Origin of the sequence: Gracilibacillus sp. HCP3S3_G5_2 (assembly GCF_052063305.1) — a bacterium.
GTDB lineage: Bacteria > Bacillota > Bacilli > Bacillales > Amphibacillaceae > Gracilibacillus.
This window is the reverse complement of sequence record NZ_JBQHXU010000013.1, coordinates 25,594-50,446: the sequence shown is the minus strand read 5'-3', so window position 1 is coordinate 50,446 and position 24,853 is coordinate 25,594. Positions and strand designations below refer to the sequence as shown.

Sequence of the window (24,853 nt, the reverse complement as noted above, 5' to 3'; positions counted from 1 at the left end):
TAGTTGTAAGAGGAGGTGCTCGCATGAAACTTCATGAATTAAAACCAGCTCAAGCGAAGAAAGAACGTAATCGCGTTGGTCGCGGTATGTCATCCGGTAATGGTAAAACCTCTGGACGTGGTCATAAAGGTCAAAAAGCACGTTCTGGCGGAGGTGTGCGTCCAGGATTCGAAGGTGGACAAATGCCACTTTTCCAACGTTTACCGAAGCGAGGATTTACAAACATTAACCGAAAAGAATTCGCAATTGTTAACCTTGAAACATTGAATAACTTTGACGAGGGTACTGAAGTGACACCTGAGCTTTTACTTGAATCAGGTACCATTAGCAAGGTGAAATCTGGCGTTAAGATTCTTGGAAACGGCAAGTTAGAAAAGAAATTAACAGTAAAAGCTCATAAGTTTTCTGCTTCCGCAAAAGATGCGATTGAGGCAGCGGGCGGTCAAACTGAGGTGATTTAATGTTTCGTACAATCTCCAATTTTGTGCGTGTGGCTGATATTAGACAAAAGATTATTTTCACACTTCTCATGTTAGTAGTATTCCGTATTGGAACGTTCATTCCTGTTCCTTTTACTGATCGGACTGCTATCGACTTTATGAATGAACAAAATGTATTTGGGTTACTCAATACATTTGGTGGTGGAGCATTGCAGAATTTCTCCATTCTTGCAATGGGGATTATGCCATACATCACGGCATCGATCATCATGCAATTATTGCAAATGGATGTCGTTCCGAAATTCACGGAGTGGAAAAAGCAAGGCGAAATGGGACGAAAAAAATTAGCACAGGTTACTCGTTATGCAACTATCGTGTTAGCATTTATTCAGGCTTGTGCAATGTCTGTAGGATTTAACGCTATGTCAGGAGGTCTTTTGATTAGTGATCCTGATGTAGGTAAATTCCTCGTAATTGCCATAGTATTAACAAGTGGTACTGCATTTTTAATGTGGTTAGGGGAACAAATTACTGCACACGGTGTAGGGAATGGTATCTCTATCCTCATTTTTGCTGGTATCGTTGCAGCCATTCCGAATGGCGTTAATCAAATTTACGCACAATATTTTGGATCTGGTGCAGGAGATGAGCTTTTCCTAAATATTATCATTGTACTATTAATTGTATTGCTTGTGATTGCAGTAACGGTAGGTGTTATTTTTATTCAACAAGCTTTACGAAAAATACCGGTACAATATGCGAAACGTTTAGTGAATCGTTCGCCTGTTGGAGGACACTCTACACATTTACCATTGAAAGTAAATGCTGCTGGGGTAATTCCAGTCATTTTTGCCATTTCATTTATCATTGCACCTCGCACGATAGCAGGATTCTTTGAAAATAATGAAATTGCGATGACCATCTCTAATATATTTGATTATACAAACGTAACTGGTATGATTATTTACGTTGTGCTAATCATCGCATTTACGTATTTTTACACATTTGTTCAAGTTAATCCTGAACAAATGGCTGATAACTTGAAGAAGCAAGGTGGCTATATCCCTGGTATTCGTCCAGGAAAAACAACGGAGACTTATTTAACACGTGTTATGTATCGACTAACATTTGTTGGATCCATTTTCTTAGCTGCGGTATCTGTCTTACCTTTAATATTGGGCGATTTGGCAGGTTTACCACAATCCGTTCAAATCGGTGGAACGGGGCTTCTAATTGTGGTTGGTGTAGCATTACAGACAATGAAACAATTAGAAGGGCAGCTAGTCAAACGTAACTATAAAGGCTTTATTAAATAAAGTGCTTGATAGATCGGACTAGACAGAGAGCGAGGGGAAATTCGTTGAATCTAATCCTTATGGGACTTCCTGGTGCTGGTAAGGGTACGCAGGCAGAAAGAATTGTAGAAAAATATGATATCCCTCATATTTCAACAGGAGATATGTTTCGGTTAGCTATTAAAGAGGGAACAGAGCTTGGACAAAAAGCGAAGAGCTACATGGATGAAGGTGCTTTGGTTCCTGATGAAGTTACAATTGGTATCGTAAAAGAGAGATTAAGTAAAGATGACTGTCAAAAAGGTTTCTTGCTAGATGGGTTTCCACGTACTTTAGCTCAAGCTGAAGCGTTAGATGATCTACTTTCTAGCATGAATCGTTCGATTGATTATGTATTACACGTAGATGTTGAGAAGGATGAATTGATCCAACGCCTCACTGGGCGTCGTATTTGTCCTGAATGTGGCACTGCTTATCATGTAATCTTCAATCCTCCTAAGGTAGAAGGTGTATGTGATAAAGACGGAGCAACACTTATTCAACGTGAAGATGATCAACCTAGTACAGTAAAAAATCGTTTAGAGGTTAATCTTGAACAAACACAACCAATGTTAGATTTCTATTCTAATAAAGGTGACTTAGTAACAATTAATGGCTCTCAAGAAATTGACAAAGTATTTAGCGATATTGATGAGAAATTAAAAACAATTTCTTAATGAAATGTCGTGAAAGTTGGTATAATAATACTAGCAATGAACTTGATGAAAATAGGTAACGTAAAACCTAAATGAAGGTGATGATGGTTGAGCGAAACGGAGAGTTATCCGGAATTAGGTCAGGTTGTTCAAATCCTACAGGGACGCGAAGCAGGTCAGTTTGCAATTGTAATTGGAAAAGTAGACAGTCGTTTTGTGTTGTTGGCGGATGGAGATAAGCGCAAATATGATCGACCGAAGAAGAAAAATGTCCATCATATTGCGTTTACAAGCTTTATATCTCCTGAAGTTCAAAGAAGCCTTCTCGAAACAGGGCGCGTAACCAATGGTAAGTTGCGTTATGCTATAAATAAATTTGTCGAAGAATTGGAGACAGATTTGAAGAAGGGAGATCAACTCGATGGCGAAAGACGATGCAATTGAAGTCGAAGGTACGGTAATTGATACATTACCGAATGCAATGTTTAAAGTAGAACTAGAGAATGGTCACACCGTATTAGCACATGTTTCCGGTAAAATCAGAATGCACTTTATTCGTATTCTACCAGGTGACAAAGTAACGGTTGAACTTTCTCCATATGATTTAACAAGAGGTCGAATTACGTACCGTTATAAATAAAATGCTCCGATACAAGAGGAGGTATGGAAGATGAAGGTAAGACCATCTGTAAAACCAATTTGTGAAAAATGCAAGGTTATTCGTCGTAAAGGAAAAGTAATGGTAATTTGCGAAAACCCTAAGCATAAACAAAAACAAGGATAAGGAGGTGTAATCAGTCTATGGCACGTATTGCTGGTGTAGATGTTCCGCGTGATAAGCGCGTAGTGATTGCTTTAACCTATATTTACGGTATTGGAAAAACAACTGCTAAAAAGGTATTGGAAGAAGCTGGTGTTAATGAGGACACTCGTGTTCGTGATTTAACAGAAGAAGAACTAGGACAAATTCGTCAAAAGATCGATAACTTTACTGTAGAAGGAGATCTTCGTCGTGAAGTATCCTTAAACATTAAGCGTCTGATTGAAATTGGTTCGTATCGTGGTGTACGTCATCGTCGTGGTTTACCTGTTCGAGGACAAAAAACGAAAAACAATTCACGTACTCGTAAAGGTCCAAGAAAAACAATGGCTAACAAAAAGAAATAAAATAAAAGGAGGTTTGCTTACTTATGGCTCGTAAAACTAATACACGTAAACGTCGAGTGAAAAAGAATATAGACACGGGTATTGCGCATATTCGTTCTACATTTAACAACACAATCGTAACGATTACTGATGTGCAAGGAAATGCGCTTAGCTGGAGCAGTGCAGGAGCGTTAGGTTTCAAAGGTTCTCGTAAATCTACTCCTTTTGCAGCGCAAATGGCTGCTGAAGCTGCAGCGAAAGCAGCACAGGATCATGGAGTGAAATCTTTAGAGGTTACTGTGAAAGGACCTGGTGCTGGACGTGAAGCAGCAATCCGTTCACTTCAAGCAGCAGGGTTAGAAGTAACTGCCATTCGTGATGTAACACCAGTTCCTCACAATGGTTGCCGCCCGCCAAAACGTCGTCGAGTATAATCACACAGTATATTATTTGTTAATCTGTCTATAATGGTTTATGATAGCTTAATAAAGTTTTTTACATGTTTATTAATGACACCATTGCTTTCGACAGACACAAAATCACAATTGCATAGTGCAGAAACGGGAACTGCCACCTGGGGAATTTCGGTTAGACCCCGAGTCTAACCGGGGTTTCGACGTTTTAGAGGAGGGTTTAATAGATGATCGAAATTGAAAAACCAAAAATAGAAGCGGTAGAAATCAGTAATGATGCTACTTATGGCAAATTCGTTGTAGAACCACTAGAGCGTGGATATGGTACTACACTTGGTAACTCCTTGCGTCGTATCCTATTATCTTCACTTCCTGGCGCTGCGGTTACATCTGTTCAAATTGACGGAGCATTACATGAGTTTTCAACGGTTGAAGGAGTTGTCGAAGATGTGACAACTATTATCTTAAACTTAAAGAAACTTGCTCTTAAAATCTATTCAGATGAAGAAAAAACTCTAGAAGTTGATGTGCAGGGAGAAGGGGAAGTTACGGCTGCGGATATCATTTTTGATAGTGATGTCGAAATTTTAAATCCGGATCTTCATATTGCTACAGTTGGTAGTAATGGCCATTTGAAAATGAAAATTTCAGCTCAAAGCGGCCGAGGATACCGCCCAGCTGACTCTAATAACCATGAAGATCGTCCAATTGGTGTGATTCCAGTGGATTCTATCTTTACTCCAGTATCAAAAGTAACCTATCAAGTAGAAAATACCCGTATTGGTGAAGATGCCAATTATGATAAACTTACTTTTGATGTGTTAACAGACGGAAGTATTCGCCCGGAAGAAGCAGTTTCTTTAGGAGCTAAAATCTTTACGGAGCATATGAATATATTTGTTGGCTTAACAGACGAAGCGAAAAACGCCGAAATAATGATTGAAAAAGAAGAAGATCAAAAAGAGAAAGTTCTCGAAATGACGATCGAAGAGCTTGATTTATCCGTGAGGTCATATAACTGCTTGAAGCGAGCAGGAATTAACACCGTACAGGAATTAGCTCATAAATCAGAAGAAGATATGATGAAGGTTCGAAACTTAGGTCGTAAATCACTAGAAGAAGTGAAGCATAAATTAGAAGATCTAGGTCTAGGACTACGAAACGAAGATTAATCTCAACACCTTTTAGAGATTTCGAACGAAGGAGGGATATGCCATGGCTAGAAAATTAGGACGTACAACGGATCAACGTATGGCTTTGCTTCGAGGTTTAGCTACTGATCTTATCATTCATGAACGTTTAGAAACAACAGAAGCTAAGGCGAAGGAACTACGCTCTGTTGTTGAAAAAATGATTACACTTGGTAAGCGCGGTGACCTTCATGCACGTCGTCAAGCTGCATCATTTTTATATAATGCAGAAGCGAGTGAAAATGAGGATGCTGTTCAGAAGCTTTTCAATGACATCGCAAGCCGCTATGAAGATCGCCAAGGTGGATATACAAGAGTGCTTAAATTAGGACCTCGTCGCGGTGATGGGGCTGAAATGGCAGTCATTGAGTTAGTATAAATTCAATAGCAAAGAAAGCAAGGGCAGGAGCAAATCTCTTTAAGAGGTGCATCCAAGCCCTTTTTTTGTGGGCTTCTAAAGCTATCAAATTTACTTGAAACTGTGATAAGATAAAGATGGCTATGTGGATACGTATTCTCTGTTAGAAAAAATAATTAAAAAAGGAGCATTCCCCAAACGAGAACGCTCAATAAAAGTCTTGTATTAACTAATGAATGGGGAGATGGCCATGTCTACCAATAGGCAATGGTGATGAACGAGCTATTAATTCATGACCATCTTAGTGAACTAGTAAAAAAGGTTGTAGAATACTTACACACTTTTCTTGAAAAGTCCAAGCCGGCTAGTCTCTAACCCTTCTCAGTTTAGATTTTCTCCTCTACTGCTCGTTTTTCTTTTTAATTGTTTCACTAATTTTATCGTTACCTTCATCTACAAATTCTGACCACGATTCATTGCCACTATCGACACTTTTGGACCATAACCTGTTGCCTTCATCCACACCATAATTCCAAATCTGATTTGCATAATCAATAATCGGTGAAAAAGTCTGACGGGTTGCATGATCATAATCATCATAAAGGCTCTGAAGATATTCCTGAGCCTTTTTGAGTCGTTCTTTTTCCAGTTCTGCTTTCTCTTTTACGCTCTCTTTCGTTTCTGTAGCTAATTGTTTCTTTTCCTCTTTTAGAGTGAAAGCTTGCTCTTTTCCTTGCTCTTTCCATTCATACCAAGCGCTCTTAATTTCTTCATATTGCTCCCTCATATAGTCTTTCAATTGTGTTTCTGAATTAACATAGACAAACTCACCATTTCCTGCAGTAGCCACTTCTTTCAGTAATTGCTGCCCCTCATTGTCCACATCAAAACCAATAATATTAACAACGGTCTCAATATCATTCTTGATAAGGTTGTTAGCAGCTTGTACCGGATCACCATCACAAGTTTCTATTCCATCACTGACAACATAAACTACTGTTTCCCCAACATTCACAGGAATATCTTCGATACTAGATTCCAAAGCAAGCGCTATAGGAGTCCAACCAGAAGGGTCTATTTTATTAAGTGATTCCTCAAAATCTGTGCCATTATAATTTCCATTATAGATACTTTCTGTACTGGTGCAGGATAGCTCCTTATCCGCACTATTGCTTGAGCCTTCATGGCCGTATACTCTTAATGAAATAGTGGCTTCAGATGGAATCTCTTCTGCAAAATTAACAACTGCTTGCTTCGCTGCTTCCCATTTGCTTATTCCTTGTACTTCTGCATGCATGCTTCCGCTCGCATCAATTAGTATGGCAAAGTGGGGAAACTTTAATGCCGGTTGTTCAACATCTTCATCTGGTCGCTCTATATCGACTGATACGTCTGAGTTAAAATTAGCAAATGTTTCGATTTCTTGATGATAATCTTCAGCCAATAAATAAATCAATTCATGGACATACTCATCAGCCGTTAGATCTCCAGGTAATTTATCAATGGCAGTTTGTACTGCCTGCTCATCATAATTATCTCCACTATACGGACCTGGCTTGCGTAAAAGCTCCTGTTCGAGCTCTGATAACGATCTTGCTGTTTCTCCAATATCATAATATTCAAATTTACTTGGTTCAAATGAGGTGTCTTCTTCTACTTCCGTCTCACTAGTATCCGTCTCTAATTCTGAAGTATCAACTGGGTCCATTTGCTTCTTTGAACTGCATGCAGCTATTACGCTAAATGAAAAGAATAATATTAATATCAATAATTTCTTCATCCTATCACCATCCTCTCAAAACTGATTCGCCTTCCAAAAATACCCAAATAATTTCATGATTACTAAATGGTGCACTGAATTTTTATACGGTTTAAAATAGTAAGAAGTTTCATTTAAAAACTAACTTAGTAAAACTAACTCAACTAGTTTTTTGAAAGGTTATCTAAAGTGTGTAATATGGTACAATAATAACGGATGTATATTACCCGGGAAATAATGATTTTAAGGAGAAGTAACTATGCCTGCAATAGAATTTCGAGATGTATATTTTCGATATAATGAAGATGCCCCATGGGTTTTAAAAAAATTCAATCTAAAGATTGAGGAAAATGAGACGGTTGCCATTATAGGACATAATGGATCAGGAAAATCGACGATAGCAAAACTAACGAATGGCTTACTCCTACCACAAGCTGGGGAAATATTAATTAACGGCAGGAAATTAACGAATTCAAATGTGTGGGAAATAAGACGAAATATTGGTTTGGTGTTTCAGAACCCTGAGAATCAATTTGTTGGAACTACGGTAAGAGATGATGTAGCCTTTGGTTTAGAAAACCGTGGCATACCTCGTGAAGAAATGATTGAACGAATCCACACAACGCTTAAACAGGTCGAAATGGAAAACTATCAAAACCATGAACCGCATAATCTTTCAGGTGGACAAAAGCAGCGGGTTGCCATTGCTAGTGTCATGGCAACATATCCAGAGATTCTTTTACTAGATGAAGCTACTTCGATGTTAGATCCAAAGGGTAGAAAGGAAATTCTCTCAACGATAAGTCAATTGAAAGATGAATTGGATCTTACCATGGTAATGATTACACATGATCTACAAGAAATTATATTAGCGGATCGTATTATTGTCATGAATCAAGGACAAATTTATAAGGATACAACCGTTGATCAATTATTTACTGACTATCAAGCGATCCAATCCATTGGTTTATCATTACCATTAACTGTTCAGCTTGCGATAGAATTAGAGCAATATGGTCATCATTTTACAACATATCCAATAGATAGTGAGGAGTTTTTGGAAGCATTATGGACATCCAATTTGAAAGAGTAAGCTATACGTACCAAATCAATACACCTTTTTCCTTTCATGCGCTTAAGGATATTAACTTGAAAATAAGAACAGGTGAGTTTGTCGCGTTTGTTGGCCATACAGGTTCAGGTAAATCGACATTACTTCAGCATATAAATGGATTGCTCATCCCTACTGAGGGGAAAGTAAAGGTAGGCGACTTTCATTTATCAAGAGAAAATAAGAGGCAAGATTTAAAGAAATTGCGGGAAAAAGTAGGTATTGTTTTCCAATATCCAGAACATCAATTATTTGAAGAAACAGTAGAGCGTGATATAAGCTTTGGCTTAAAGAACTTTAAGATCCCACCTGAAGAAATTCAATCAAGAATAACCGAGTCTTTGGAGAAGGTTCACCTTTCAACTGATATTCTAAAACAGTCGCCTTTTGAATTAAGTGGAGGACAAATGCGAAGGGTAGCGATTGCCGGAGTGCTAGCAATGCAGACGGACGTATTAATATTAGATGAGCCGACTGCAGGCCTTGACCCTAAAGGACAAAAAGATGTAATGAATATGTTTTATGATTTGCATAAAGCAAAGGAAATGACTACGATTTTGGTCACCCATCAGATGGATCAAGCATTACAGTATGCAGATCATATTTTTGTGCTTGCAGCAGGCCGAGTGCTTACGGAAGGAACGCCTGAACATATCTTTTCACAAGCAGAATTGCTGGAAGAGGCAAATCTTGAAATACCGGATTTCCTCTCATTAATTAACCGAATGAATCAAAAGTTCGGTGCGAACATTACGTATCGTCGTCAGAGTCCGGCAGAATTAGCTAAAGAGATAGCGGATATATTAAGGGAGAACAAGCAATTATGAAGTCATTCATGATTATAGGACAATTTGTACCAGGTAATTCAGTGATTCATCGCTTAGACCCTAGAACGAAATTAATGGTTATTTTTACGTTTGTTATTATTGTTTTTTTTGCTAACAACAGTTTCAGCTACGGCTGGTTAACATCATTTGCACTTATATTAGTTTTATTAACTAAATTACCGATCAGCTATATCCTAAAAGGAATTACACCTGTCTGGTTTTTAATATTGTTCACCTTTATCCTTCATCTCTTTATTACGAAGGATGGAGCTGTTTTAGTCGAAATAGGAGGCTTTACCATTCACCAAGGCGGAATGATCCAAGGTTTGATCATCTCCTTGAGGTTTTTCTTACTGGTGCTAGTAACATCTCTTTTAACATTAACAACATCACCAATGGAAATCACGGATGCGATCGAAGAACTGTTAGCACCATTAAAGAAAATAAAAGTACCAGTTCATGAACTAGCACTGATGATGTCGATCTCACTCCGGTTTATTCCGACGCTACTAGATGAAACAGAGAAAATTTCGAAGGCACAAGCATCAAGAGGGGTGGACTTTCGGACAGGTTCGCTGAAAGATCGTATATATGCTGTTGTTCCACTCTTAGTGCCATTGTTTATCAGTGCTTTTAAGCGAGCAGAAGAGTTAGCAATGGCAATGGAAGCAAGAGGATATCATGGAAGTGAAGGAAGAACAAAACTAAGACAATTACAGTTTGAAAAGATAGATTATACTGGCATGATAATCTATCTATTCATCATACTAATTTTTTTAGGCTTACGAAATTATTAAGGGGCAAGTAAAATGAGATTAAAAGCAATTATTCGATATGATGGGACGGCATTTTTAGGCTATCAGATACAGCCTAATGGGCGAACTGTACAAGGGGAAATTGAAAAAGTGTTAACAAAAATGCATAAAGGAAAATCTGTGCGAGTAACGGCCTCAGGCAGAACCGACCAAGGAGTTCATGCCATGGGACAGGTTATTCATTTTGACACAGATTTAAAAATTCCTAATGAAAGTTGGTTACGTGCTTTAAATACCATGCTTCCCGATGATGTAGAGGTTGTGTCGATTACGAATGTTTCAAGTGACTTTCATGCCCGCTATGACGTTCGTGAAAAGGAATATCGTTATTATATCCTCAATACGAGTGAAAAGGACTTGTTTCGTCGACATTATACTCATTTTGTCAAAGAGAAACTGAATGTCAACACCATGCATGATGCCAGTCAATTATTCCTTGGCAGCCATGATTTTAGCTCTTTTTGTGCAACAAATAGTAACGTTAAAGGAGATAAGGTACGGACCATCACAGATATTGCGGTCGAACAGACTGGGAAGGACATTATTATTCGTGTTAGAGGGACAGGCTTTCTCTATAACATGGTGAGGATCATCGTTGGTACGTTGATTGATATCGGATTAGGTAATAGAAAACCAGAAGAAATTCAAAAGATTATAGCAGCTGAAGATCGGTCAAAAGCTGGGAAAACAGCTCCTCCACAAGGTTTATACTTATGGGAAGTAAGTTACGACGAAAAAAGCGGATAAAAACAACGAATCCTTGCGTGCAATCTATTGACAATTAAGGCTATATATTATATTATGGTCTATGGCATTTTATTTTCTAAACCACGAATAGCCCCGGAAAGTTACTCGTGTTAGAATATAAATTCGGACATAGAAAAGCGTAAGCGCCCATTTCAGAAACGTATTAGTTTTTGGGCACTCAGAGCGAAACAAATGAAGAAAATTCTTATGAATGATTGATTTAGGAGGTAACCGATCATGCGCACAACTTTCATGGCAAATGAAAATAACATCGAACGCAAATGGTTTGTTGTCGACGCAGAAGGTCAAACGTTAGGTCGTTTAGCAAGTGAAGTTGCTACAATCCTTCGCGGTAAGCATAAACCAACATATACACCGCATGTTGATACTGGTGATCATGTGATCATTATCAATGCGGAAAAAATCGAACTTACAGGTAAAAAACTTAGCGATAAGTTATATCACCGTCACACTAATCACCCAGGTGGTTTAAAAACACGTACAGCTAGTGAAATGCGTGAAAAATATCCTGAACAAATGTTAGAACTAACTATTAAAGGGATGCTACCAAAAGGTAAATTAGGACGTAAAATGGGTAAAAAGCTACATGTTTATCGTGGAGCAGAACATAAGCATGAAGCACAACAACCAGAAGTTTACGAACTTCGCGGATAATTAAAAGGAGGTAACGAATAGTGGCACAAGTACAATACTACGGTACCGGACGCCGTAAAACTTCAACTGCACGTGTACGTTTAGTTCCAGGTACTGGGCGTATCGTTGTAAATAACCGTGATGCGGAAGATTACTTCCCATATGAAACACTACGTACAATTATTAAGCAACCATTAGCAGCTACTGAGACGGAAGGTAGCTATGATGTATTAGTAAACGTTGATGGTGGAGGATACACTGGTCAAGCTGGTGCAATCCGTCATGGCGTTGCTCGTGCATTGCTAGAAGCTGATCCAGAATACCGCACAACACTTAAACGTGCTGGATTCTTAACTCGTGATGCAAGAGCTAAAGAACGTAAGAAATACGGTCTTAAAAAAGCTCGTCGTGCACCACAGTTCTCAAAACGTTAAACGAAACATTGTTATATCAACGTTTACAAGCGTTTTTTGGTTCAAGTTGGTTCAAATCAGCTTAAACCTCACAATGAATTTAAGAGATTTAAAGCATCAGCATCTTGCTGGTGCTTTTTTTCTGGCATTAATTCTAAGTAGTAATTTTGGGTTGTTTGGATGTTGATGTGCCCTAATCGTTTAGATACATAAACTAGGTCAATCTCTTTAGCAAACAAAAAAGATGCATGTGTGTCACGTAAGCCATGAAAAGTGGTTTTAGGAATGTTTAGTTTTTCCAAAAGAACTTGTAACTGCTCTGACTGTTTAAATCCATTCCAATCGAAAACATATCCATTTTCTTTGACAGGAATTTTTTTAATTAGGTCATAAACTTCTTTGTTGATGGTTACATCACGTTTTGCATTCTCTGTTTTTAAAGATGTATCATCGGAAGTGGGACTAATTGATTCCCTAACCTTAATACCATACTCATAACCATCCTCCGTTTCTTTTTTGTAAATATATTCTGGTCTTATACCTAACAATTCACCTCTTCTCATTCCTGTTTCTAGTGCAAGTAATACTAATAAATGAAACTCATCTTCTGGATTATTGACTAAATACTTTCGTAACTTCCTAAATTCGGTAATCGATAAAGTTCTATTTCTTTTGGGTAAGGTTTTTCCACGTGTTTTTACTAAATTGGTAAAGTCATTTGCGATATAGCCCCTTGCATAGGCATCACGTAAAGCTGCTTTAATTTTCAATAATACTTCATGAACGGTTTTTCTTGAACGTGTTTCTGCATATTCATCAATTTTCTTTTGTACAACAATGTCATTAAGATCTTTCAATTGAATATCTTTAAATAAGTCTTTAACAACTGCTGAAGTGCGAACATAGTTTTGAAAAGTAGTTTCTCTGACATCATTCTTTTTTACAAGATATATCCAGTTCTCGAAGAATTCTGCAAAAGTAGTTGTCCTATAAGCTAGTTCTTTCCCTTGCCCTTTTAATAGCTCCATTTCTAACGCCCAAAGCTCAGCTTTTCTTTTTGTAGGAAATGTTTTTGTAAGCTTTTGGTTCTTTCCATTTTGGTATAAAGAAACTTGTGCCCTATATGAATTTCCTCTTTTTATAATACTAGCCATACAATCACTCTCTTTTAGATATAATTTATATAGAGTAGTAGCCTCAACTTAATAGTTAAGGCTACTAGCAAGATGTTTTTTAAATCGAATGTTCTTCGATAAACTTAATTAAAGAAGCAACCGTGTAGCGTTCATGTCTACCAATCATAAATCGTTCCAGCTGATCATGATACCGAATATATTTATCAAAACTCTTAGGGTCAATCCCTAAAAATTTAGAAGCTTGTTCCCGAGTTAAAAGATATGGTAGTTGCTTCTCCACTTGTTGTGTCATGATTATCACTCCTCCGCTTTCAATTTGGTATATCTAATTACATATTCTTCGTACTCACCATCCACTTTTTTATATCCAGTATATTCTTTTTGAAATAATACATCATCAGCATTAAACTCTTTAAATTTATCATTAAACTCATATGAAACATGAGGTTTTTTTAAGTTTTTAGATTTAAAAATTCTTTTTTTATTTATATATTTTAATAATGTCTTTGTATCATCGAGGTTTTTCTCGAAGTACTTTGAAATATATCTTCCAACGTTTTCTTTTTTATCTACATTTATTTTTTTAACATTAATTGACCCTAATGGCCATAATTCTTTTAATTTCTTATGTGCAATAAAAGGTAATGAAAAAAATATAATATGATAATGTATTGCACCACGTTTTTGTAATTCCCAGACTGCAATATATTTTAATTTTGCTTTTTTAGTTTTAAACAATCTATAATTTAATCTTTTAATAAACTTTTTAAATTCTGCATTTGCATATTCTATATCCGTTATATTTTCTTTAAAGGTAATCGTGATAAAGCTTGTCCTATTATCAAAATTTACATCAATTAATCTACTTAGTTCCCATCTTTGATTTTTATGATACTTTTTCATTCTTTTAATTCTTTCACTTTTCTGTTCAAGCGAAGCATCTTCAAAACTTGTATAAGTTCTTTCTTGTTCAACATCTACTTCATACCCGTGAGCAATAACCGTTTCGTACTCATAAATCTCCTTGAAGCTTGTTTCAACTATTTTAGTGTTATAGTAATTGATGCATGAACTCACCTCCTTTAAGTGAGTTTTCACCCCAAATTTGTATATATAACAAGTTAACAGCATTCGCTATCGCTCATGCTTTCAAGTATCAAAACAAACGTTCCACTTGCACGCTTCCAGCTTCTGCGACTCACGTCGCAGGCATTGTTTTGATACTTGAAATATAATCTAGCTAATCTTTAATTGTATTTTGATACAGCTTTGAATAAATCTATTTCATTGTTTTTAAACCATGGGGACTTGAAAGTTCTCGGCATTGACCAGCCTTCACCATCTATAAAGATGAAACCTTGTCCTTGGGATTGTTCACCGGCAGGCAACTCATCAAAATCATCACCTAAAGTCATTTTTAGACCTTCGCGATACATTTTTCCTAAGCTTACTCTTAAGGAAACTTGATCACGAATGCTTGTTGGAATTGTGTCAGCATCAGGTTTTTGAGTTGCTAATATAACAAAGACACCATATTGTCGGCCTTTCATAATGACTTGAGCTAATAACCTATCAATCTCTTTTGCTACTTTTAAATCATCATTTTTAACAACACTTATTTCATCGAATACACCAACAATAGGGGCTAAGTTATAATCACGATAATCTTTTCCAAAATCATTTAATCCACCCTGAGTCATTATTTCATTTCTTTTATCCATCTCTTCATACATGAGTCTTAGAATTTTAGCAATTCCATTTGCCGAACTTTCAACATATTTCTCACCAATTATATGCTTTAAAGAATATAAATCCTTTTGCTTTGGATCACCGATAAAAACTGTAGAATTTTGAGAAAGAAAAGATAGGATTAGATAGTAAATAAAATATGTTTTTCCTCCTCCAGTTTTCCCAGCGACAATAGCATGAGGATACTTACTGTAATTCCAAGATTTTTCACTATCTAAAGAGATAATTCCTTTTCTATTATTTTTAAACAACTCATGTTGAACATATATTCTACTAGGTTTTTTCTTTTCAAAAATATATGTGAAGCGATCTGCTTTATTATTTTGACTGTCGATTAATGATAAACTTAAAGTCGTTTCAATTACTTTTCCTAGTTTTTCTAATTTAGATAGATAATCGACACCTTTCGGATATGCTTCTACATATAAGTGTTTTTCTTTTGTATAAAATTTCATTTCTATTGAATCGTTTAAAAATACCCTTTTAATAAATAGTTTGTTATCTCTTATTACCTTTTTAAGTTTAGCTTTGATTCGCTGTGACTCACTAAGCGAAAATTCACTGGTGAAATACTCAAAGAAAACTGATATTAAGAAGATGATAACTATGGACCATTTAAATTTTCCAAAATATTCAACGTCAATATACATTGACAATGTTATTAATAATGCAAGAAGTATTAATAAAACTGCATAATAGTATAACTTGAATTTTAAGTTAACCCCGTAAAATTTCACCTTTATTTTTCTGTTTTTAAACATAGTTATCATCCTATCTTAATAATAAATTGATAAAATTAAACAATCGTGATTGATTTTGCTCTAAATGAAATACCCACGCGGTTGTTGAACGAATAAACAAAGGCCTGTAGACCTTCTAATTTAACCTCAATACTTTTTTCCTTTTCGATAACATCTTTAGAAATAGAAGGTTCGTCTTGTTCAATTTTGACCTCAATTTTTTCAAATAAAAATTCAGGTAGAACAATGCTATATTTATAACCCTCAATTTCTCCAGTATTCTTACCGTCAACAAATTTTGTGTAAGGCTCTGGTGGTTCGACAAGCATAAATTTTTTACCTATCTTGCTTAAATCTAAAAGGTCATTGACACGAATAGCCATAACTATCACCTCCTAATTATATTTTACACTTTACGTTAATGGTAAACGTAATTCTGAATATATAGTAACATAACTACAGTATTATGTAAAGAATATATTTGTTTATTGAAAAAATTATATAAAAGTCGTATATTCAAAGTACATTAATTAAAAATAGATAATGTAATTCTTCTTCAAAAGGAGAGATCGTATGTTTGAATATAATAAAAAGTCAATTGGTTCACGAATTCGTAAAATAAGAAAAAGTCAAAACATGACTTTAAAGGAATTCAGTGAAATATTAGATGTACCAATAAGTAGTATTAGTAGCTGGGAAAGAGGGGTAAATATTCCAAGTACGCAAAATTTAGAGTTGATATCTAACAAGACTGGGGTAGATAGCAATTGGATTTTATATGGGGATATTGCTGACTATATACAAGACGTATTTGATTATTATCAATTAAATGATATTGTAAATGAGTCTACATTTTTTGAATTAGAGCGAGCTTTAATAGATATGGAATTTACACCTGGTAATTTAAATGAATTTATAAAGATCGCAGAATTAATTATCCCAAAGTTTAAGAAACTTATTGAATATGAAGAGAATGATCAAACTTTATCTATACATATGTTAAATAACGAATTTCCTATATTACAAAGTAAGGAATTTCAAATGATTTTTTTACCTATGCTTCAATCATTGTTAACTGATGAAGATGAGAAAGAAAATAGAGATATTATCTTATTTTTGTTTGATTTATTATCAAGAATGAATAAAAGTACAAAGGCTAAAACAAAAACAGTTTTCAGAGATATTAACTGGTTACTAAGCAATAATATATTTAGATTAGAAAGAAAGTATCAAAGTAATGAACCATCATTTGGAGGAATTAGTTCAGCTGATGTTTATAATAAGCAGACTGAACGAAGTTATGAGAATGTAAAGAAGGATAGTGATGAAATAATAAAAGAAATTAGCAATCAATTACAAGAAATAGTTGAAATTAATTATAAAGAGTTTCAAAAGAGAGAACATAAATCTATTTTTTAAATTAGAAAGGAATTTTTTATAGATAATATTATAAAAAATTAAAATTTGTCGAAAAGCATGGTAAAAATTCCATTTAAAGGAATAGGCATTCTTTTTCAAATTTAAAATGAATGTAACAATATACTAAAGTGTTGATAGGGAGTGGACTGTGATGAGAACAAAAATAAACGAAGCATTAGAAAACGTATTAAAACAATTTGGTGAGAAGTACTTTATTGATGGTGTCGTTAATAAAAGTAAAGTAATTCAAGATTTGGATACATATGACGAAGAGCTTTTAACAGCATTTCTATCGAATAAAATATTAAAGGATAACTTTACGATGGATATCGCTGGAAATACTATCTTACAAACGAATCAATTAATTGATCTATTGGAAGCGGATGAGTATTGGCAAGACTCTTATACTAAATATTCGAAGAAAATAGGTTTAACTGCAGGTGGTAAATTTATTGATGAAAATGAAGATGTAGTATTAGATTTCCCATATAAAGATACAATTCTAAAAGCAAGTATGAGTAAAGAAGATACGGACAAGAACGACTTACGCCCAGATGAACCTTTTTTAAATGAAGTGATTGCAAAAGAAGAAATTGACGTATTATTAGACGAAAAAATTTTCAATAATATTGTTAAGTATTATAGCGATGGAAATTATGAGACTGTTAATGAATATATGGAGGAAAACTTATTAATAAAAGGTAATAATCTAATAGCTCTCCATTCTATTAAAGCTAAGTTTTTAAACTCGTTTGATGTTATTTATATTGATCCACCATATAATGTAACTTCTTCGAACAATACATTTATTTATAATAACAACTTTAATCATTCAAGTTGGTTAACATTTATGAAAAATCGATTAGATGTAGCCAAGGATTTATTAAAGAAGGAAGAAGGAGTCTTAATTGTTGCAATAGATGATAATGAAGTGAATTATTTAGGTGTATTGCTTGATGAGATATTTAAGGATGGATACGAAAAGCATATGATTACTGTTGTACATAATCCTCGTGGAGTCCAAGGAACTAACTTTTCATATTCTCATGAATATTTATACTTTGTATTTCCACAAGGGAAGAAATTAATCGAAGATAGTGAGTTATCTGAAGATGAAATTAGTTATACAAACCTTCGTAATTGGGGTGGTGAATCTCTACGAAGTGACGGTAGAAATACGTTTTATCCAATCAAAGTAGATGTAAAAACAAATGAAATAATCGGATTTGGTGCTATATTAGAGGATGATATTCATCCTAATCAGACTGAAATTAAAAACGGGATTGCCTACGTATATCCAATCGATAATAAAGGGATTGAACGTAAGTGGAGATATGCGCGTCAAACGATAGAGAGTGTAAAGGATATGTTAAAAGCAGTAAAGAAAAATAACAACACTTATGAAATAATGATAGGGAAAAATTTCGGGCAGTATAAAACTGTATGGCAGTCACCTAAATATGATGCAAGTGTCCATGGAAAGCAATTACTAGGTAGACTTGTTCCAAATAATGATTTTTCCTTTCCGAAATCAGTTTATGCAGTTTATGATGCACTTAAGGCTGTAATAAAGAATAGGAAAAATGCGAAGGTGTTAGATTTTTTCTCAGGATCAGGAACTACTGCTCATGCTGTCCAAATATTAAACAAGGAGGATAATGGAAATAGAAAATACGTAATGATAGAGCAGATGCCTTATATTAGGACAATCCAAATAGATAGATTACTCAGTGAAGACGAAAGTAAATTAAATGATGACTTTATATATATGGAATTAATGGAAAAAAACAAAGGGTTTATTGATGCCATTCGAAAGTGTGACACACAAAATGATATCGACCAATTATTTAACTTTATGTTAGAAGAGGCGGAAATTGATTTTCGTGTTGATTTAGAAAAAATCAAAGATACATTACACCAGTTATCTCTCGACGATCAAAAGCGGACCTTATTTAAGATTATTGAAAAGAATCAGCTCTACTATAACTATTCAGAAATTGATGATGAAAACGTGAGGGATTTGATTTCAGATAGTGATTATAAGTTTAATAAGAGCTTTTACGAAGGTGGTGAATAATTGTGACGAAGAAAAAACGATTGTCATTACCTTTATATGATGAATTAGTATCTTTAAATCAAAGTCTTTTTAATGAGGAAGGGGCATGGGAAACTCCTGAGTACATTGTAAACAATATGGTGCACAGATTCAGGTATTACCAAGATGCAGCGTTAAGATTTTTTCATTACTCGCAAGTCGCAGAGGAATTCAAGCACCGTAATATCAACCATGTCTTATTTAACATGGCAACAGGTAGTGGGAAAACGGACTTAATGGCCGGACTTATTCTATATTTATATCAAGAACATGGCTACCAAAACTTTTTATTTTTAGTAAATACGAAAGGTGTTTTAAATAAAACAATCGATAACTTAATTAATGTGTCTTCTGATAAGTATTTATACGTACCAGATATTGAAATCGAAGGGAAAAGAATTGATATTCGACAGGTGGATGTATTTCCTAAGAATCCTAATGAACATACCATCTATTTAAAATTAGCTACTGTGCAACGAGTAGCGAATGATATTTACATTCAAAGAGAAAATTCTATGGGAGAAAAAGAGTATGCGGAAAATAAACTCGTCATCTTAGGGGATGAAGCCCACCATTATTCTGCATCCACAAAAAGAGAAAAAGAAGATGAACAATCTTGGGAACATGCGATTAACACGATATTAAATGCCCGAGAAGATAATAAACTATTAGAGTTTACCGCAACCATCGATTTGGAAAACAAAAACATATATGAAAAGTATAAAGACAAAGTCATTTATCGATACGCTCTTGATCGGTATATTCAAGATCGATATTCTAAAAACGTGAAACGGATTCAATCGAGTAACGCAGACATAGATAATATGTTAAATGTTGTTTTGTTGAGTGAATATCGAAGAAGGTATGCCTTAGAAACATATGGAACTTATATCAAGCCGGTCATTATGTTTAAATCCCAAAGAATTCAAGCATCGAATGAAGCCCATGGAAAATTCAATGATCTCATTGAAAACTTGACAGCCTCTTCTTTATTAGACTTTATTCAGCGTCAATCATATTTACGTACGGAAGAAGAAAGTGAAACGTTAAGCATGGCGCATCAATATTACTTAGACAATAAAGACGATTTACACGATATCGTTCGGGATATTAAACGAGAGATGAATCCGAATCGTATTATCAATGCGAATGATACGAGTCAGTCGGGAATCTTAGAAAAAGGACATTATGAAGCATTGAATAGTTTGGAAAGTCCGACCAACTTATATCGAGTTATATTTGCAGTTGCTCGTTTAACGGAAGGATGGGATGTTTTAAACTTATATGATATTGTTCGATTAAGTGATGACCCGAAAGTTAGAGGAACTAAAGCAACAACGATGTCGGAAGCACAATTAATCGGACGGGGTGCTAGGTATAACCCATTCTTATTGCATGGCGAACGTTCCTTTAGGCGGAGATTTCATGATGATAGTAAAGACAGTTTAATTTTAGAAACCCTTCATTATCATACGATTAATGAACCGCAGTACTTGAAGAACCTCGTTAATGCCTTAGATGAAATGAATTTACCAACTGGGGAAGACAAGAAAAATCCGTTAATTGATATAAAAGTAAAACCATCTTTTCAGCGGACAGATGTATGGAAACATGGCAAGATTTATTATAATGAAACGGTTGAAGTGGATGACGAATACTATGATTCATTAGAAAAGTATGGGATTGATACAGAAGAAAATATTGTCATTCCTTATTTGTCTACTTTAAGAGAAGTCAGTTATCGCGATACAGATGTACAAATGGATTATACAAAAACATCAAACGTAGCCATTACCTTTGATAAAAGATATTTAAATAAAGTGATGGATCGCAATAAATTTTTCCACTTTAATAACCTAAAAGAATATGTGCCTTTAGTAAAGTCTCGTGAGGATTTTTTAGGAGAAAAGTGGTTAAATATATTTAATCGGACGGTATATGCGACGTTGCCAACAGTAATGGATGAAAGTGAGTTAACCCCGATTGAAAAGATAAATATTTTAGAAATTTATTTTAAAGATGTGGAGAAGAAGATTAAATCAGGATATAGCAAACGACGAGGAACAGGTAAATTTATAGGTTATCCGATTAGAGATTACATTACAAACTATCGTAAACGTGTACCGAATTATGATACGGGTAAAAAGTTTATGGGGAGCGTTCCACAGCATATCGACCCACATGAAGTGAAAGAAGATTTCTATGTGTATGATGCAGCAATCGTAAATTTAACTGAAAGACAGTTAATTGAACGGATTGCTGAACGAATTCCTGAACTTAAGGAAAAATATGAGAACGTCTACTTAATTCGAATGGATGAAAACATGCATAGAGAATCTGCCAAGAGTGATGACTTAAAACTTCACCAATTTGGTTCAGGTCATCGAGAAGTAAATTTGTCAGGCTTCCAACCAGACTTTATTTTATATTTACAGAATGAAAACTATATTATCCAAATTTTCATCGAACCAAAAGGACATAATATCGAAGAAGAACAATGGAAAGAAGATTTACTCATGTATATTAATAATCATGAAGCTGAAATCATTATTGATGAAGAAATCAATGATGTAAAAATAAAAGGTGTGAAGTTTTACACGATTAATGATAGCCGAGGAACAATCAAGCAGATTGGAAAAATCGCCCTTAGCAAAGAGTTTAAGGGATTAAGCTTAATTGAATAACAAATACTTTACAACTGAGACAAAATAACATCAAGTTTATTTTGTCTCTTTTATTTTGAATCTCGGTATTCAATATAAAGAACTTAAGTTCAAAAATGAAAAGAATAAAATTATCTAATAGATCTTGTTATAAAATATACATGTAAGATTTTTTTGGAGGGGAAATATGAGTATTTTAAATAACCTATCTATTGAAGATGAATTAAAAGAGTTCTTTTCTTATACAAATGGTAACATTCTAAATAGACGAGAGAGCGGAACAGTAGAATTTAAAGAGATCTTTAATTGGGAAAATAATAAAGCCAGATCAAAATATATTAAAACGATGGGAGCATTTGCTAATACAGAAGGAGGGTTAATGATATTTGGGATTGGTGATTCTCCTAGAAAGATAGTAGGAATAAGTAATTTTGATTCTGTAGATGATGCAGAAATAAGTGAGGAGTTAAACAATAACTTTAATCAAGAAATTAAGTTTAGGAAATACACATATACTTTAAAGAATAAAGCTTTGGGGATTATACATGTACTGAAGTCAGCTTATAGACCAATAATATGTACTAGAGACAGTTCAGCAATGAAAAAAGGTGAGATTTATTATAGATACAACTCAAGAACAGACAGAATATCCGCTGGTGATTTGAGTAGAATAATTGATGAGCAAGTTGAAAAAGAAAAAGAGAAATGGGTCTCTCTTTTAAATAATATTGCAAAAATTGGAATTGATAAAGTAGGATTTATGAATTTAGAAGATGGAGACATTAATTTTGCAGGGAATAGAGTGATAATTGACGAGAGCTTATTGTCTGAATTAAAAATTATTGATGAATACTCTATTGTAAAAGATGGTGCTCCGGCACTTGAATTAAAGGGTACAATTGACACTAGTGCTCGAATTATTAAGGCACCATTGTTTGTACAAATCGAAGATGTTTACAAAGCCTTTTTAAATTTGGCGAGTGTTTATGACCCATTACAATATATAAAAGTTATATCATCACAACAATCAAGGTATATTCCTATTTGGTTTTTATTAAGAAGGTTGGGTGAAACTAAAAGGACAATAGAAGACAAGCTCAAAAGCATTAAATCAACAAAATTTGGTTATGAGACCTTATTAGAAAGATTGCAAAAGGATAAGATTGGAGGTCGACACTTAAATGAATATACAATGGACGACTCAGCACTTCGAGGTCCATTAAGAAAGGATGTTTACCAAAGATTTATAAGAGATGATGATATTAACTTTTCTGATGTAGAAGAATCTAGAACTCTTTTAGAAGCCCTTACTAATTTAAATACAAATGAGGTAGGATTTGAACAAGTTCAACAAACATTAGGAAGAATCTTTACAGAATGTTATCCTTTTGAAAAAGAACAATATAATTATTTGTTTAGGCGAGTTCTAACATTAGTAGATTATCTTTATTTTTCAGATATATGAGAAAAACGAAAATAAATACTTAAATGATGAAGCCCTAATTATTGTATTCAACCAGCATCCATCTTTTGGTTCAAATTGGTTCAAGTAACACGAGTTTTTATCCATTTTTATAATTTCAAGTCCATTTTAAAAGCTTGCAAATGTTGATATAAAGGGATTTCCATGTTTCAGAAATCCCCTGAGTTAATCAATATATTTCTCAAAACGTTAATATTTCAATATTTAAAGCACCTACCCCAGTTTGGGGAAGGTGCTTTTTTATGCTTAAAAACTGCTTGTGACTAGCTATATTTATTTTTCATTTACTAGTTGAGGAATATGTTTTGTTCCGATAGCAATATAAGCGCTATAACACTTAGTGGTAAATAGTGATAACTGTTCTACTAGCATGAAAGAAAGAGGCTATATTTAAAAGAGAGAACTGACTACCTTTTTCTTCCAGATGAATTTATATATTCGTAAATGTAGGCTTTGGTAGTATGGTTATTCGAGTTAATGTATCATACAGAATATGAAATCATTACGTATTGAAGTATTTTTATTCAATGAAATTCTCGAAGCATAGTTAAAGAAGTACTAAAACAAATCATACAAGTAGTTTGATAATACTATTATAATTAAACAAGTATTCTGAACTCGTTGAATGCGCAACAATACTTTGGTTTTGGTCAAATATATAACATTCAAGTAAACTTAATAAATACTAATAGGTGGCTAAACGTTTTTGTTGTCTTTCTTTATTTTGAAAATGAACGATATATGCCAGTTAATCGTATTACATATAAATCATTAGTGTATGGAGTAGATCACATGGATGAAAAGGATTTAATTCGAAAGGCGAAAAAAGGAGATACATTGGCTCTTTCGAAACTGCTACAACAGAATTATTCGTTCCTCGTAAAGTATTTAATGAAAGTTACCCTTCATCCACAAATAGCAGAGGACTTAACACAAGAGACGATGATGAAGTGTATTGAAAAAATTCAACTGTATAATGGTGAATCCAAGTTTTCCTCATGGCTCATCACAATCGCAACGAACCTTTTTATCGATCAACAGCGTAGAAAGAAGCGGGAGAAAAACTGGCTAGAGCAGGAACAAGCGCTCCGAAAAATGAAATGGAATGCAGCCAATAGGAACGGAGAATGGAATGATGTACTTGATGTGCTTGCTAGAATTAATGAAGAAATACGTACGCCAATCGTGTTAAAGCATTATTACGGATATTCATATAAGGAAATTGGAAAAATGATGGGTATTGCAGAAGGAACAGTAAAATCTCGAGTTTCAAATGGTCTAAAAAGTGTACGAAAGGAGTTGGCTGGACTTGAAGAAGTATGATTCTAAAAATAGTAATTCTATGTTGGAAGATGAATTAACGGTTAAGCAATTAATAGATGGTTTAGAAAAACTGGATGAATGGAATCCAGTATCTACTCCAAACTTGCAATGGTTTCAGGCAAATGTTGAATTAGAGAAAAAAAGAATACGAAAAAAACAATGGAAAGATCTCCTCTCGTTTATATCTGTTGCAGTATTTGTGCTTTCGGTTATGATTGCTGTCGTTTATCGTCAGCCAGTTCTTTTTCTTTATTTTCAGCTTGTGGGGATTATCTTATTACCCTTAGCTCTTATTAAAACTAGAAAGAAGGTCAGTAATGAATGAACTCAAACGAACTAAGTAGCATGCCGCTTTGGTTATGGATCGTGATTGCATTCATTC

The 24,853-nt window shown here is 34.5% G+C and carries 28 protein-coding genes; 22 read left to right on the top strand and 6 right to left on the bottom strand.

The features are described from left to right. Nucleotides 1-23: 23 nt before the first annotated feature. The 10 genes from rplO to rplQ all read left to right on the top strand — a co-directional run bounded on the left by rplO (nucleotide 24) and on the right by rplQ (nucleotide 5,558). Nucleotides 24-461 (top strand): 50S ribosomal protein L15, encoded by a 438-nt coding sequence (rplO, locus tag ACTNEP_RS17245; protein WP_441163219.1) that lies wholly within the window; start codon nucleotides 24-26, stop codon nucleotides 459-461. After that, nucleotides 461-1,756, top strand: coding sequence for a preprotein translocase subunit SecY (gene secY / locus ACTNEP_RS17240; protein ID WP_441163218.1), 1,296 nt, complete (start codon nucleotides 461-463; stop codon nucleotides 1,754-1,756). Before rplO ends, secY begins: the two co-directional genes overlap by 1 nt. 44 nt (nucleotides 1,757-1,800) lie before the next feature. Continuing rightward, complete coding sequence (locus tag ACTNEP_RS17235; RefSeq protein WP_441163217.1) at nucleotides 1,801-2,451, top strand: adenylate kinase; 651 nt, start codon at nucleotides 1,801-1,803, stop codon at nucleotides 2,449-2,451. A gap of 87 nt (nucleotides 2,452-2,538) precedes the next feature. Then, nucleotides 2,539-2,874, top strand: a complete 336-nt coding sequence (locus ACTNEP_RS17230; RefSeq protein WP_441163216.1) for a KOW domain-containing RNA-binding protein — start codon at nucleotides 2,539-2,541, stop codon at nucleotides 2,872-2,874. Continuing rightward, on the top strand, nucleotides 2,852-3,070 hold the full coding sequence (infA, locus tag ACTNEP_RS17225; RefSeq protein ID WP_018934234.1) for a translation initiation factor IF-1: 219 nt from the start codon (nucleotides 2,852-2,854) through the stop codon (nucleotides 3,068-3,070). Before ACTNEP_RS17230 ends, infA begins: the two co-directional genes overlap by 23 nt. A gap of 30 nt (nucleotides 3,071-3,100) precedes the next feature. After that, nucleotides 3,101-3,214, top strand: coding sequence for a 50S ribosomal protein L36 (rpmJ, locus tag ACTNEP_RS17220; protein WP_003156543.1), 114 nt, complete (start codon nucleotides 3,101-3,103; stop codon nucleotides 3,212-3,214). Nucleotides 3,215-3,231: 17 nt separating this feature from the next. Then, nucleotides 3,232-3,597: a 30S ribosomal protein S13 gene (gene rpsM / locus ACTNEP_RS17215; protein ID WP_441163215.1), complete on the top strand. Its 366-nt coding sequence runs from the start codon at nucleotides 3,232-3,234 to the stop codon at nucleotides 3,595-3,597. Nucleotides 3,598-3,620: 23 nt separating this feature from the next. Beyond that, nucleotides 3,621-4,010, top strand: coding sequence for a 30S ribosomal protein S11 (gene rpsK, locus ACTNEP_RS17210; RefSeq protein ID WP_441163214.1), 390 nt, complete (start codon nucleotides 3,621-3,623; stop codon nucleotides 4,008-4,010). A 206-nt stretch (nucleotides 4,011-4,216) separates the two neighbouring features. Further along, nucleotides 4,217-5,161: a DNA-directed RNA polymerase subunit alpha gene (locus tag ACTNEP_RS17205; RefSeq protein WP_441163213.1), complete on the top strand. Its 945-nt coding sequence runs from the start codon at nucleotides 4,217-4,219 to the stop codon at nucleotides 5,159-5,161. A gap of 43 nt (nucleotides 5,162-5,204) precedes the next feature. Continuing rightward, nucleotides 5,205-5,558, top strand: coding sequence for a 50S ribosomal protein L17 (rplQ, locus tag ACTNEP_RS17200; RefSeq protein WP_441163212.1), 354 nt, complete (start codon nucleotides 5,205-5,207; stop codon nucleotides 5,556-5,558). A gap of 379 nt (nucleotides 5,559-5,937) precedes the next feature. Here the strand turns inward: rplQ and ACTNEP_RS17195 are convergent, their stop codons facing one another. Continuing rightward, nucleotides 5,938-7,317: a VWA domain-containing protein gene (locus ACTNEP_RS17195; protein WP_441163211.1), complete on the bottom strand. Its 1,380-nt coding sequence runs from the start codon at nucleotides 7,315-7,317 to the stop codon at nucleotides 5,938-5,940. A gap of 238 nt (nucleotides 7,318-7,555) precedes the next feature. Here ACTNEP_RS17195 and ACTNEP_RS17190 point away from each other — a divergent pair, with 238 nt between their 5' ends. The 6 genes from ACTNEP_RS17190 to rpsI all read left to right on the top strand — a co-directional run bounded on the left by ACTNEP_RS17190 (nucleotide 7,556) and on the right by rpsI (nucleotide 11,884). Further along, on the top strand, nucleotides 7,556-8,389 hold the full coding sequence (locus tag ACTNEP_RS17190) for an energy-coupling factor transporter ATPase (protein ID WP_441163210.1): 834 nt from the start codon (nucleotides 7,556-7,558) through the stop codon (nucleotides 8,387-8,389). Continuing rightward, a complete protein-coding gene (locus tag ACTNEP_RS17185) occupies nucleotides 8,365-9,234 on the top strand; it encodes an energy-coupling factor transporter ATPase (protein WP_441163209.1) in 870 nt (289 codons plus the stop codon). The genes ACTNEP_RS17190 and ACTNEP_RS17185 overlap by 25 nt, the downstream gene beginning before the upstream one ends. Beyond that, nucleotides 9,231-10,031 (top strand): energy-coupling factor transporter transmembrane component T family protein, encoded by an 801-nt coding sequence (locus ACTNEP_RS17180; RefSeq protein ID WP_441163208.1) that lies wholly within the window; start codon nucleotides 9,231-9,233, stop codon nucleotides 10,029-10,031. The genes ACTNEP_RS17185 and ACTNEP_RS17180 overlap by 4 nt, the downstream gene beginning before the upstream one ends. Before the next feature lie 12 nt (nucleotides 10,032-10,043). Next, complete coding sequence (gene truA, locus ACTNEP_RS17175) at nucleotides 10,044-10,796, top strand: tRNA pseudouridine(38-40) synthase TruA (RefSeq protein ID WP_441163207.1); 753 nt, start codon at nucleotides 10,044-10,046, stop codon at nucleotides 10,794-10,796. 237 nt (nucleotides 10,797-11,033) lie between these two features. Continuing rightward, nucleotides 11,034-11,471 (top strand): 50S ribosomal protein L13, encoded by a 438-nt coding sequence (rplM, locus tag ACTNEP_RS17170; protein ID WP_441163206.1) that lies wholly within the window; start codon nucleotides 11,034-11,036, stop codon nucleotides 11,469-11,471. 20 nt (nucleotides 11,472-11,491) lie between these two features. Further along, nucleotides 11,492-11,884: a 30S ribosomal protein S9 gene (rpsI, locus tag ACTNEP_RS17165; protein ID WP_441163205.1), complete on the top strand. Its 393-nt coding sequence runs from the start codon at nucleotides 11,492-11,494 to the stop codon at nucleotides 11,882-11,884. Nucleotides 11,885-11,952: 68 nt separating this feature from the next. On the opposite strand, the gene ACTNEP_RS17160 is transcribed toward rpsI, so the two are convergent. The 5 genes from ACTNEP_RS17160 to ACTNEP_RS17140 all read right to left on the bottom strand — a co-directional run bounded on the left by ACTNEP_RS17160 (nucleotide 11,953) and on the right by ACTNEP_RS17140 (nucleotide 15,871). Continuing rightward, on the bottom strand, nucleotides 11,953-13,017 hold the full coding sequence (locus ACTNEP_RS17160; RefSeq protein WP_441163204.1) for a tyrosine-type recombinase/integrase: 1,065 nt from the start codon (nucleotides 13,015-13,017) through the stop codon (nucleotides 11,953-11,955). 79 nt (nucleotides 13,018-13,096) lie between these two features. Next, nucleotides 13,097-13,291: a helix-turn-helix domain-containing protein gene (locus ACTNEP_RS17155; protein ID WP_067844239.1), complete on the bottom strand. Its 195-nt coding sequence runs from the start codon at nucleotides 13,289-13,291 to the stop codon at nucleotides 13,097-13,099. 5 nt (nucleotides 13,292-13,296) lie between these two features. Further along, nucleotides 13,297-14,130, bottom strand: a complete 834-nt coding sequence (locus tag ACTNEP_RS17150) for a rolling circle replication-associated protein (protein ID WP_441163203.1) — start codon at nucleotides 14,128-14,130, stop codon at nucleotides 13,297-13,299. A gap of 116 nt (nucleotides 14,131-14,246) precedes the next feature. Then, complete coding sequence (locus ACTNEP_RS17145) at nucleotides 14,247-15,509, bottom strand: FtsK/SpoIIIE domain-containing protein (RefSeq protein WP_441163202.1); 1,263 nt, start codon at nucleotides 15,507-15,509, stop codon at nucleotides 14,247-14,249. 35 nt (nucleotides 15,510-15,544) lie between these two features. Continuing rightward, the gene (locus tag ACTNEP_RS17140) at nucleotides 15,545-15,871 is read right to left on the bottom strand and encodes a hypothetical protein (protein WP_441163201.1); all 327 of its coding nucleotides are present in this window, start codon (nucleotides 15,869-15,871) and stop codon (nucleotides 15,545-15,547) included. Between the two features lie 190 nt (nucleotides 15,872-16,061). Here ACTNEP_RS17140 and ACTNEP_RS17135 point away from each other — a divergent pair, with 190 nt between their 5' ends. The 6 genes from ACTNEP_RS17135 to ACTNEP_RS17110 all read left to right on the top strand — a co-directional run bounded on the left by ACTNEP_RS17135 (nucleotide 16,062) and on the right by ACTNEP_RS17110 (nucleotide 24,796). Then, nucleotides 16,062-16,907, top strand: coding sequence for a helix-turn-helix domain-containing protein (locus tag ACTNEP_RS17135; RefSeq protein ID WP_441163200.1), 846 nt, complete (start codon nucleotides 16,062-16,064; stop codon nucleotides 16,905-16,907). Nucleotides 16,908-17,058: 151 nt separating this feature from the next. Continuing rightward, entirely contained in the window at nucleotides 17,059-18,984 is a 1,926-nt protein-coding gene (locus ACTNEP_RS17130) for a DNA methyltransferase (RefSeq protein WP_441163199.1), read from the top strand. Between the two features lie 2 nt (nucleotides 18,985-18,986). After that, nucleotides 18,987-21,686, top strand: coding sequence for a DEAD/DEAH box helicase family protein (locus tag ACTNEP_RS17125; protein ID WP_441163198.1), 2,700 nt, complete (start codon nucleotides 18,987-18,989; stop codon nucleotides 21,684-21,686). 166 nt (nucleotides 21,687-21,852) lie between these two features. Next, the gene (locus ACTNEP_RS17120; RefSeq protein ID WP_441163197.1) at nucleotides 21,853-23,130 is read left to right on the top strand and encodes an AlbA family DNA-binding domain-containing protein; all 1,278 of its coding nucleotides are present in this window, start codon (nucleotides 21,853-21,855) and stop codon (nucleotides 23,128-23,130) included. Between the two features lie 810 nt (nucleotides 23,131-23,940). After that, nucleotides 23,941-24,471 carry an RNA polymerase sigma factor SigY gene (gene sigY, locus ACTNEP_RS17115; RefSeq protein ID WP_441163196.1) on the top strand — a complete coding sequence of 177 codons (531 nt, stop codon included), beginning with the start codon at nucleotides 23,941-23,943 and terminating at the stop codon, nucleotides 24,469-24,471. Then, a complete protein-coding gene (locus ACTNEP_RS17110; protein ID WP_441163195.1) occupies nucleotides 24,458-24,796 on the top strand; it encodes a YxlC family protein in 339 nt (112 codons plus the stop codon). The genes sigY and ACTNEP_RS17110 overlap by 14 nt, the downstream gene beginning before the upstream one ends. The last annotated feature ends 57 nt before the right edge of the window (nucleotides 24,797-24,853 follow it).